Annotated in this window: 8 protein-coding genes; all 8 read left to right on the forward strand. The window is 46.0% G+C overall.

Going from position 1 to position 11,653, the window contains the following annotated elements:
- Positions 1–177 precede the first annotated feature (177 nt).
- The 8 genes from ABMY42_RS07125 (at position 178) to ABMY42_RS07160 (ending at position 11,642) form a co-directional block, all read left to right on the forward strand.
- Positions 178–1,311 carry a 4-phosphoerythronate dehydrogenase gene (locus ABMY42_RS07125; protein WP_005448026.1) on the forward strand — a complete coding sequence of 378 codons (1,134 nt, stop codon included), beginning with the start codon at positions 178–180 and terminating at the stop codon, positions 1,309–1,311.
- Positions 1,308–2,321 carry an aspartate-semialdehyde dehydrogenase gene (locus ABMY42_RS07130; RefSeq protein WP_005448028.1) on the forward strand — a complete coding sequence of 338 codons (1,014 nt, stop codon included), beginning with the start codon at positions 1,308–1,310 and terminating at the stop codon, positions 2,319–2,321. Before ABMY42_RS07125 ends, ABMY42_RS07130 begins: the two co-directional genes overlap by 4 nt.
- A 199-nt stretch (positions 2,322–2,520) precedes the next feature.
- Positions 2,521–7,164, forward strand: a complete 4,644-nt coding sequence (locus ABMY42_RS07135; RefSeq protein ID WP_349266160.1) for a FimV/HubP family polar landmark protein — start codon at positions 2,521–2,523, stop codon at positions 7,162–7,164.
- Positions 7,165–7,251: 87 nt separating this feature from the next.
- The gene (truA, locus tag ABMY42_RS07140) at positions 7,252–8,046 is read left to right on the forward strand and encodes a tRNA pseudouridine(38-40) synthase TruA (RefSeq protein WP_005452100.1); all 795 of its coding nucleotides are present in this window, start codon (positions 7,252–7,254) and stop codon (positions 8,044–8,046) included.
- 196 nt (positions 8,047–8,242) lie between these two features.
- Complete coding sequence (accD, locus tag ABMY42_RS07145; RefSeq protein ID WP_005452095.1) at positions 8,243–9,169, forward strand: acetyl-CoA carboxylase, carboxyltransferase subunit beta; 927 nt, start codon at positions 8,243–8,245, stop codon at positions 9,167–9,169.
- A 46-nt stretch (positions 9,170–9,215) separates the two neighbouring features.
- A complete protein-coding gene (gene folC / locus ABMY42_RS07150) occupies positions 9,216–10,478 on the forward strand; it encodes a bifunctional tetrahydrofolate synthase/dihydrofolate synthase (protein ID WP_005452094.1) in 1,263 nt (420 codons plus the stop codon).
- Between the two features lie 14 nt (positions 10,479–10,492).
- Positions 10,493–11,089: an SPOR domain-containing protein gene (locus tag ABMY42_RS07155; RefSeq protein WP_005452093.1), complete on the forward strand. Its 597-nt coding sequence runs from the start codon at positions 10,493–10,495 to the stop codon at positions 11,087–11,089.
- A gap of 61 nt (positions 11,090–11,150) precedes the next feature.
- Complete coding sequence (locus tag ABMY42_RS07160) at positions 11,151–11,642, forward strand: CvpA family protein (RefSeq protein WP_005432921.1); 492 nt, start codon at positions 11,151–11,153, stop codon at positions 11,640–11,642.
- Positions 11,643–11,653 lie beyond the last annotated feature (11 nt).

Below are 11,653 nucleotides of genomic sequence, written 5' to 3' on the forward strand. Positions count from 1 at the left end.
CTTTTGTTCTGGAACTTTGCCCGGCTAATTTAGCCGGGCTTTTTCTTTTCTGAAACCTGTTTAGGAAAGTCACTTGGGTATAGTTGTTGAGATTTTTCAAGAAAAGGGCACAATCGCTTTAGCTTCGCATCTTGCGAATAAACGAACTCATACAAATGGATGTTAAACGCTGGCGCTATGAAAATTATTGTTGATGAAAATATGCCGTACGCTGAAGAGCTATTCAGCCAACTCGGTGAAGTGATTCTAAAACCTGGTCGTACACTGACAGCCGATGATTTAGTCGATGTCGACGCGCTAATGATTCGCTCAGTTACCAAAGTAAACGCAGAACTGATCAGCAAAGCAAACAAGCTGAAGTTCGTTGGTACAGCAACGGCAGGTATGGATCATGTTGATCAAGCGCTATTGCAAGAGAAAGGTATTTTCTTCACCGCAGCACCTGGTTGTAACAAAGTTGGTGTTGCCGAGTACGCGTTCAGCGTCATGATGGTGCTAGCACAACAACAAGGCTTCTCAGTTTTCGATAAAACCGTTGGTATTATTGGCGCGGGTCAAGTCGGTAGCTACCTTGAAAAATGTTTGAAAGGCATGGGCATAAACGTGCTCATCAATGATCCATTTAAACAAGAAGAGGGTGATTCTCGCAGCTTCACTCCGCTAGCCGAGCTGATCGAACGTTCTGACATCATTACGCTGCATACGCCTATCACTAAAGATGGTCCACATCCAACGCATCACCTGATTGATGAGGCAGTGCTAAATGGTCTTCGTAGCGATCAAATTCTTATCAATGCCGCGCGCGGTCCGGTCGTTGACAACCAAGCGCTAAAGCAACGTTTACTGAAAAACGACGGCTTTACAGCGGCACTCGATGTGTTTGAGTTTGAACCAGAGGTTGATATGGAGCTTCTGCCTCTGCTAGCATTCGCAACCCCTCACGTTGCAGGCTATGGTCTGGAAGGGAAAGCTCGCGGTACAACAATGATTTTCAATAGCTACTGTGAGTTCTTAAATAACGAATTACGTGCGCATGCCAGCGATTTACTGCCAACCGCGCCTGTTCCTACTATGGTATTGGACAGAGCATGGGATGAAGCAACGCTGCACAACATCACGCAGTTAATCTATGATGTGCGTAAAGATGACGCTCTTTTCCGCCGCGAAATCAGTAAGCCAGGCTCTTTTGACCTGATGCGTAAAAACTACTGGGATCGCCGCGAGTACAGCGCTGTCACGCTAATGGGTAACGAAACATGCAATCTTGCACCATTAGCAGAACTAGGTTTTCAGGTTGAGGTAAGTCAATGAGCCAGCAATACAATGTTGCCGTATTAGGTGCGACCGGTGCGGTCGGTGAAACAATTTTGGAAGTGCTTCAAGAGCGCAAATTCCCGGTAGGTGAAATCTTCCTACTTGCGAGTGAGCGTAGTGAAGGCAAGACTTACCGCTTCAATGGTAAAACGGTACGTGTTCAAAACGTAGAAGAATTCGATTGGTCTCAAGCGCACATCGCACTGTTCTCTGCTGGTGGCGAACTGTCAGCAAAATGGGCACCAATTGCCGCTGATGAAGGTGTTATCGTTATCGATAACACGTCGAACTTCCGTTACGAATATGACATTCCTTTGGTTGTGCCAGAAGTAAACCCAGAAGCGATTGCAGAATTTCGTAACCGCAATATCATTGCAAACCCGAACTGTTCAACCATCCAAATGCTGGTGGCACTAAAACCAATTCATGATGCAGTGGGCATTGAACGTATTAACGTTTCAACTTACCAATCTGTATCGGGTGCAGGTAAAGCGGGTATTGATGAGCTAGCAGGTCAAACAGCGAAGCTACTAAATGGTCTACCTGCTGACAAGAAGCAATTCTCTCAACAGATCGCGTTTAACTGTATTCCACAAATCGACCAGATGATGGAAAACGGCTACACCAAAGAAGAAATGAAAATGGTGTGGGAAACGCAAAAGATCTTTAACGACCCATCAATCACAGTAAACCCAACTTGTGTACGCGTACCTGTATTCTATGGTCACGCAGAAGCGGTTCATATTGAGACTCGCTCACCAATCGATGCACAAGAAGTGATTAACTTACTTGAGCAAACAGATGGTATTGAAGTATTCCACGGTGAAGACTTCCCAACACAAGTTCGTGATGCGGGCGGCAAAGACCATGTAATGGTTGGTCGTATTCGTAACGATATCAGCCATCACAGTGGCGTGAATCTATGGGTTGTTGCCGATAATGTTCGTAAAGGCGCAGCAACCAACGCAGTTCAAATTGCAGAAGTTCTGATTCGCGATTACTACTAAGTCGACCACATTAAGAACCTTAAAGCCTCGCACTATGCGAGGCTTTTTTGTTCGAATAGCGTAAAATTGTGTGAGATTAGTACGAATATGGTGAGAGCCACACATTTTTTACCCTCAAAACTATAGTTTTGAGGGCTATATCCGATATATTTAACCGATCACTATTTCAAATTGTTACTAGCACCAAACTGAGCCTTCTATGCGTCAAAATTATAAGCGTTTGTTAGCAGCCCTTGTGCTGATGAGCGCGACTCAGACATCGTCATTGGTTCAAGCCGAAGGTATTCGTCTTGTAGGACCCTCTGGTGAAGTGCAAGCGTCTCCGAGCTTTGCTGAGGAGATTGAACGAGCGTTGCCCGCTCCACCTAAAAATGACCAACCGTCGCGCTTCTTTGGCCCGACAGGTCAAAATGAGACTTTATGGTCGATCGCTTCTCAATTGCGACCTTCTCGAAATGTTTCCGTACAACAAACGCTGCTCGCCATCTATAGAATCAACCCTCAAGCGTTTGATAAACAGAATATCCACGAACTGATTCCTGGTAGTCGATTACGTGTCCCTTCTCTGGAGCAAGTGCAAAGCGCAACAACTGCGCAAGCTGTTGCCATTATGAAAGCGCATGAAGCTCGACTCACTCAGCCAAAAGCAACGCCTACTCAACCTGTAAAACCGAAAGTTGAGCCGCCAAAACCAGTGGTTGAAACCGCAAAGCCAGATCCAAAACCAGAGGCTGCGAAACCAGAAGCTCCGAAACCAGAGCTGGTAAAAGTGGTAAAACCTGAGACGCCAGTGCCTGCAGTGACCACCTCACCAGAAGGCGAGAAGCAAGTCAGTGCGCTGAAAGACAAGCTGCAAGGCTCGCAAAGTGAATTGGAGTCTTTGGAAGAGAAGAATCATCGCCTGCGTTTGATGCTTTCTGAAGTACAAAGCGAAGTTGAAACGCTGAAAACATCGTTGAATGACGAAGAGCGTATTCGCTCAGAAGTTGAAAAATTGTTAGCTGAAGAGCGTCAGCGTGTTGCCGAGCAACAGCGTATGCAGCCAAGTACGATGGATAAAATTCTATCGAATGGCTGGCTTGTTGGTCTTGCTGCGTTGATTCCGGGTGCGTTAATCGCCTTGTTAGTCGTGATGATGCTTGGTCGTCGCTCGAAAGCAAAAGAGGAAGAAGCGGCTGCGCAAGAGCAGCAAAGTACAGATCCTCTTGCTGCGCCAATTGGTTTAGCAGCTGCGGATGAATTAGACGAAGAGCTGAGCCTTGATGACGACTTGTTCGGAGATGATGACGAAGCTGAAAACCTATTCGAACAAGAAGAACAGCAAACTGAAGAAGAGGATGTCTTCGGGAACCTTGATGATGACGAGCTTGATTTCAATCTTGAAGGTGATGATGGCGAGGACCCATTTGCTGGCATCGGTGACGATGGCGATTTAGACGTTGGCTTTGATGAATTTGATTCCTCTAGCAATGGCATCAAGGTTAATGGCGAAGAAAAAGCCCTGGGTCTTGAAGAAATGGAGCGCGCCTTGGATGAGGTGGCTCCTGAACTTGAAGTGCTAGATGACGATGATGCTGGCTTCGATCTTTCTGACGAAGATGGTTCTGATGCGATGTCTGATGATGCTTTTGCTGAATTACTCGCAGCTGATGAACCGGCAGAAGAGCTGCAAACAGATGGCGTAGACCAAGCAATGTTGGACGACTTGTTTGCTGACCTAGATGGTGATGATCTCAATCTGGATGTTGAAGAAGATAAGCCAGCTGTAACTGAGAACGCATTTTCAGCTGGTGAAGCAACGGACGATGACATCGATAAACTGCTAGCACAATACGAGCAACCAACATCAAGCGAATCAGATGATGATGTATTTGATGAACTTGAGGCGCTTTCCGGTCTAACAGAAAACGACTCAAGTGAAGATGACGCATCGGCGCTTCTTGATGAGTTGATCGGCGAAGACGATGGTGAGTCCCTTAACGAGCTTGACCCTCTTGAAGAGCTAGAGGATATCGCAGGCTTGAGCGAAGAGCCTGCGATCGACGAAGACAGTACCGATTTACTCGACGAGTTGATTGGCTTTGATGATGAGGACTCATCCGACGATGACTTTGATCCGCTTGATGAGCTAGAAAAGCTATCAGGTTTCGAGAATGACGATGCTCTGGCAGACATTGATGAAAATAGCGTTGATTTGTTGGACGAGCTGTTAGATGACGATAACGAAGAATCGCACAGCGAACCGAACAGTGAAATTGACCCATTTGATGATCTAATTCGTGAAGATGACGAACCAGAGAACATTCAAGATGATGAAGACCTGCTTGCCTCGCTTGGTTTTGATGATTTAGAGCCTGTAGAAGAGGAAGCGTTAACTTCGACTCCTCAACCTACTGCTGGCGTCGAATCAACATTAGATTTAGAAGATGAAAAAGCGGCACTTGGATTAGATTCCGGTTTGGATATAGATGCGCTGCTTAGTGACAACCAACCAGAGGCTGAAAGTCAGCCTCAGACTGAGCCTCTCAGCACAGAAGCTGAAGCCGAGCAGTCTGAATCCGATGTTAATTTCAACAGCAATGATTTCTTTGGTGACCTAGAAGATGCTTCACCAAAGCATGACCCGTTAATGACGGAGCTGGATGATCTCTTCGATACCGACAGCGAAGCTCTAAAACCTGCAGAGCAAGAAGGTGCGGACTTTGCTGCAGAGCTTGACGCATTGATTGGCGGTGAAACGGAATTTGGGGATGAGGCGGAGCTTGAATCCGAGCCAGAAACATCAGTTGAAGAACTAGCAGTGGTGGAAGAATCTGTTGAGCAGCTTGATACAGCAGAGCTTCAATCAGACAACGTGCCACAAGTGAACCAAGCTGAAAGTGAATCTATTGAAACTTCTGATATTGAAGAAGAGCCTGCTTTCACTCCCACACCGAACACTGTTGAAAATGAATTTGGTATTCCTCAAGAGGAAGATTGGCTAGTTGATGATATTGAGCCAGAGGGCAAAACAGAGCAAGAGCCAGTTGCAGCTAACTCAACTGCATCTAATATCGATGAAGAAGAGTTCAACCTAGACGATTTAGAACTTCCTGAATTCAGCGAAGAAGATGCGCTAGCGTCAATGGCAGAAGAGCCAGAGTTAGCGGAATCGGAAATGGTTGAGCCTGAAGCGCCAGTTGCGGACGCAGAAGAAGAGTTCAACCTCGACGACTTAGAACTTCCTGAATTCAGCGAAGAAGATGCGCTAGCGTCAATGGCAGAGGAGCCAGCGCTAACAGAATCGGAAACAGCCGATGTTGAAGCGCCAGTTGCGGACGCGGAAGAAGAGTTCAACTTTGATGAATTAGAGCTTCCTGAGTTCAGCGAAGAAGATGCGCTAGCATCAATGGCAGAAGAGCCTGCGCTAACAGAATCGGAAATGGCTGAGCCTGAAGCACCAGTTGCGGACGCAGAAGAAGAGTTCAACCTCGACGACTTAGAACTTCCTGAATTCAGCGAAGAAGATGCGCTAGCGTCAATGGCAGAAGAGCCAGCGCTAACAGAATCGGAAACAGCCGATGTTGAAGCACCAGTTGCGGACGCAGAAGAAGAGTTCAACTTTGATGAATTAGAGCTTCCTGAGTTCAGTGGAGAAGATGCGTTAGCGTCAATGGCAGAGGAGCCAGCGCTAACAGAATCGGAAATAACCGATCTTGAAGCGCCAGTTGCGGAAGCAGAAGAAGAGTTTAACTTCGACGACTTAGAGCTTCCTGAATTCAGCGAAGAAGATGCGCTAGCGTCAATGGCAGAAGAGCCAGCGCTAACAGAATCGGAAATGGCTGAGCCTGAAGCACCAGTTGCGGACGCAGAAGAAGAGTTCAACTTTGATGAATTAGAGCTTCCTGAATTCAGCGAAGAAGATGCGTTAGCGTCAATGGCAGAGGAGCCAGCGCTAACAGAATCGGAAACAGCCGATCTTGAAGCGCCAGTTGCGGAAGCAGAAGAAGAGTTCAACTTCGACGACTTAGATCTTCCTGAATTCAGCGAAGAAGATGCGCTAGCATCAATGGCAGAAGAACCATCAACTGCTGAATCTGACACTATTAGTCCAGAAGCATCGAATGAGCGCTTAGAAACGCCTCAGCCAGTGTTGCAAGCTGATAATGACCACGATGCTTTGTTCGAAGTCTTTGCGCAACCAGAAGCTTTCAGTGCCGATGTGGAGCCAGAAGCGAACAATGCCTTTGAGTCAGAGTTAAATGACTTCGAAGAATCAGCGATGGCGAACCTGTTATCGGAAAATACTGAATCTGAGGTCTTTGATGGCAAGCTAGATAGTGACACGATTGCAAGCGCTGGTATGGACTTCGAGACTATGCTGGATGTTGGTGATGACTGGGACGGCTTTAAACTGTCGCCAGAAAGCACTTCATCAGCAGCAGAGGTACCAGAAGATCAGCGTGAAGTATGGAGTTCGTCTGACGCGTTAGCACAGCCAGAAATCGCGCAAGAAAACTGGGGTGAGCAAGAAGACTTAACGGACTTTGATCCTAAGAAGAATCAATTCATGACGATTGATGAGTTGATGGCGCAAGTGGACAAAGACGGTGGCGAGTTTGAAGAGCAAGATCTCAAACTCGATGTGGGTCTGAACGAATTTCCTGACGTGATTGGTGATATTGGCGATGTCGATGTAGATACCAATGCAGAAGCTGCAGGTAAGCTGGATCTCGCAAAAATCTACCTTGAGATGAACGATCCTCAAGGCGCGATTAAGTTGCTAGAAGAAGCGATTGTCTACGGAGAAGATGATATTCGCCGAGAGGCTAAAAACCTTATCGATACGATTAACGGTCGGTAACTAAAAGGGCAGCAAACGCTGCCCTTTTTGTATCTGGAAGGACTTACGTATATACTTCCCGCCCCATTTTAGAGTTCGAAGGTTAAAATGAGAATCGCATTAGGTATCGAATACAACGGTACAAACTACTTTGGCTGGCAACGTCAAAGAGAAGTGAAAAGCGTCCAAGAAGAGCTAGAAAAAGCATTGTCTGTGGTAGCGAATCACCCTGTTGAAGTTCAGTGTGCAGGTCGTACAGACGCTGGTGTGCATGGCACTGGTCAGGTTGTTCACTTTGACACCAACGTGAGTCGTAAAATGGTGGCTTGGACTATGGGTGCAAATGCAAACATGCCAAGTGATATCGCTGTCCGCTGGGCAGTGGAAGTGAACGATGACTTTCATGCTCGATTCTCTGCAACTGCGCGTCGTTATCGCTACATCATCTTCAATCATGCACTGCGTCCAGGTATTTTGAATTCTGGGGTGAGCCACTACCATGGTGAACTCGACGAGAAGAAAATGCATGAAGCAGGGCAGTATCTATTGGGTGAGAACGACTTTAGCTCATTCCGTGCTGCGCATTGCCAATCATTGAGCCCATTCCGTAACTTGATGCACCTTAACGTAACTCGTCATGGTGACTACATCGTGATTGATATCAAAGCCAATGCATTTGTTCATCATATGGTGCGCAACATCACCGGTAGCTTGATCAAAGTGGGTCGTGGTGAAGAAAAACCAGAATGGATAAAATGGCTACTAGAAGCGAAAGACCGCAAATTAGCAGGCGCGACCGCCAAAGCTGAAGGCTTATATTTGGTGGATGTGGACTACCCAGAAGAGTTTGGATTGCCACGAGTGCCGATCGGTCCGTTGTTTTTGCCAGATAATTTGAACTAAATTTGCGATTTTGTTTCAAAATATCGGTACTTTAGGCTGGATACGTGCTGAAACTGTGCGTTATTAATGATATCAAAAATAGGTACAACCAGTTTTTTATCTACAGTCGCGGCAAGATATGTTTTAATCCATCCGCAATATTCCCGAATTTATATCTTTCGCAATGAAGCGGAAGAGTTGAGAGAAAAGGTCTTCCATGAGTTGGCTTGAAAAGATTTTAGAGAAAAGCAACCTAGTAAGTTCACGTAAAGCTTCTATTCCTGAAGGCGTGTGGACCAAATGTACTTCTTGTGAGCAGGTTTTATACCACGCTGAGCTTGAGCGTAACCTAGAAGTTTGTCCTAAGTGTAACCATCACATGCGTATGAAAGCGCGCCGTCGTCTAGAAACATTCCTAGATGAAGGTAACCGTGTGGAACTTGGTACTGAGCTTGAGCCGCAAGATAAACTGAAGTTTAAAGATTCTAAACGCTACAAAGAGCGTATCTCTGCTGCACAAAAGAGCAGTGGTGAGAAAGATGCACTGATCGTAATGCAAGGTGAATTGTTGGGCATGCCACTAGTGGCGTGTGCTTTTGAGTTCTCTTTCATGGGCGGTTCAATGGGTTCTGTTGTTGGTGCGCGCTTTGTAAAAGCAGTAGAAGCAGCAATTGAAAACAACTGTGCACTTGTTTGTTTCTCAGCAAGTGGTGGTGCGCGTATGCAGGAGGCGTTGATGTCTCTAATGCAAATGGCGAAAACCAGTGCGGCACTTGAGCGTCTTTCTGAGAAAGGCTTGCCATTCATCTCTGTACTGACTGACCCAACAATGGGCGGTGTATCAGCAAGTTTGGCAATGCTAGGTGACATCAACATTGGTGAACCTAAAGCACTTATCGGCTTTGCTGGTCGCCGCGTAATTGAACAGACAGTACGTGAAGATCTTCCTGAAGGCTTCCAACGTAGCGAGTTCCTTCTTGAGCACGGTGCGATCGATATGATCGTTGACCGTCGTGAAATGCGTCAGCGTGTGGGTGGTCTAGTAGCTAAGCTAACTAACCACAAGTCTCCTATGGTGGTCTCGGTTAACGAATCTCCAAATGAAGAGCCATATTCTGTACCAGAAGCAGACGAAAAAGGGTAAAGTATCAACTAACATAAAAACCAAAGAAATTAATGGTTAAAGTTAGATGACCCAAAACTCTATTCCTCAAGCCACATCTCCTCTAACGATGTGGCTTGATTATTTAACAAATCTCCACACTTCAGCGATTGACCTTGGCTTAGACCGCGTTCAAGCGGTAGCGCAAAAGGCTAACCTTACCAAACCAGCTCCTACTGTGATTACTGTTGCCGGCACCAATGGCAAGGGCTCAACATGTGCGTTGATGGAAGCCATTCTATTAGATGCCGGTTATTCTGTCGGTGTTTACAGTTCACCACACCTGATTCGCTACAATGAGCGAGTACGTATCAATGGCGTCGATGCAGAAGATAGCAAACACTGTGAGGCGTTCGATTACATCGAAAAACAGCGCGGCGAGATAAGCCTAAGTTTGTTTGAATTTGGTACGTTAGCGGCACTTCGTATTTTCCAAGTTGAGAAAGTGGATGTGGTCCTGTTAGAAGTTGGTCTAGGTGGACGCTTAGACGCGACTAATGTGGTTGACCATGACGTGTCTGTTATCACTAGCTTGGCTATCGACCATGTTGATTGGCTGGGCGATGACATCAATGTGATTGGCTTCGAGAAAGCCGGTATTTACCGTGCGGGCAAACCTGCAATTTGTGGTCAGCCAACACCGCCGGCGACGGTTGCTGCCCATGCTGATGATATTCAAGCTGAGTTTTTCCAAGTCGGTATTCAATTTGATTACCAGATAACTGAGAAAGGTTGGAAGTGGAGCAGTGGCGCATTTGATTTAGAAGATCTGCCATTGCCATCTCTACCGTTACCGAATGCAGCAACAGCGTTAATGGCTCTCGGCGCGTCAGAATTGCAAATCACTGACATTAATATCGTTAATGGCTTGAATAATGCTCGCTTGGCTGGCCGAATGCAGGTTTTGCAAACAGGTCCGGAAATCGTCCTTGATGTTGCACACAACCCTCATTCAGCTGAATACTTGGTTGAGAAGGTGAAACGTCAATACGCGGATAAGAACATCCACGTTGTGGTTGCTATGCTGCACGATAAAGACATCAAAGCAACAATCGAAGCATTAACTCCAATTGCAACGCAATGGTATCCAGCATCGCTGACAGGTCCACGAGCAGCGACAGCAGATGAACTGTGCCAATACTTACCTCAAGGTCAAGTTGAGTTCCAAGCTCCAGTAGAGGCGTTTGAGAGCGCGAAGACTCACGCAGCTCACGACGATGTCATTTTGGTGGTTGGTTCCTTCCATACTGTGGGCGAGGTGTTGGAGCATTGGCAATCAAATAATGAGTAATCAAAGGTAATTTGATGGCAAGTAAATTCCAAAGTCGTTTAGTCGGCACCATCATTCTAGTAGCGGTGGGGGTCATTGTGCTCCCTGACGTCCTAGATGGTAAGAAACTGCACTACAAAGAAGAGTTTGCCAGCATTCCTATCAAACCAGAACTTGATAGCGATGTGGAAAACTTTGAAATCTTGGAACCTGAAGAAGACAACGTTTCGTTACCAGAATCTCCGGTAACTGCGACGGTGGATGAATCTGAAGTGTCTCCAGTTGACGTTTCTGTACCAAAAACAGAGCCTGCTACTCAACCTGAACATGCGAACAAGCAGCCTGAAAAGGTAGAGGTCGCTGTTCGTCCGGTTGAAGAAAAAAATCAATATGAGGATTCGGCTTGGATCATTCAATTGATGGCACTGAAAAATCATGAGAATGCAGTTGCATTGGTAGAGGATTTACAGAAGCGCGGGTATCAAGCTCATGTAAAAAAAGAGAATACCTTTACTCGAGTAATTGTTGGTCCTGATGTATCAAAAAGTAAACTTGAACGACAGGTCAAGGAATTACAAAAAATTACAGGCTCAAAAGGTCAATTGCTTAAATTTAAGCCATTAAATCCATAAGAAAACGTTTGCGTCAGCATTTTTTCTGTTAAAATGCGCGCCAACTTAAGATGAAGAAAACATGAATTGGTTAGATTTTGTCATTTTAGGTGTGATCGGATTTTCAGCTCTGATCAGTTTAGTTCGCGGTTTTGCTAAAGAAGCTTTGTCTTTGGTGATTTGGTTCGGAGCATTTTTTATCTCCAGTAACTACTACGCCAAATTGGCGGTGTACTTCACCAACATCGAAGATGAAATGTTTCGAAACGGAGCCGCAATTGCGGCGTTATTCGTCGCAACCCTAGTGGTTGGTGCAGTGGTGAATTACGTCATTGGTCAACTGGTACAAAAAACAGGGCTATCAGGAACCGATCGAATTCTCGGTGTGGTGTTTGGTGGTTTACGCGGAGTACTGATTGTTTCTGCGGTGCTGTTTTTTATGGATGCGTTTACTGCATTCCCAAGCTCGGATTGGTGGAAAGAGTCACAGTTGGTCCCTGAGTTCAGCCGTATCATCGCCCCATTCTTCGAGCATTTAAAAGCAACATCAAGTTTTCTGTCTGGCACTATCTAGTAGTGCCAGCT

Origin of the sequence: Vibrio sp. SSH13-20, assembly GCF_040104475.1 — a bacterium.
In the GTDB taxonomy this organism is placed as follows: domain Bacteria; phylum Pseudomonadota; class Gammaproteobacteria; order Enterobacterales; family Vibrionaceae; genus Vibrio; species Vibrio harveyi.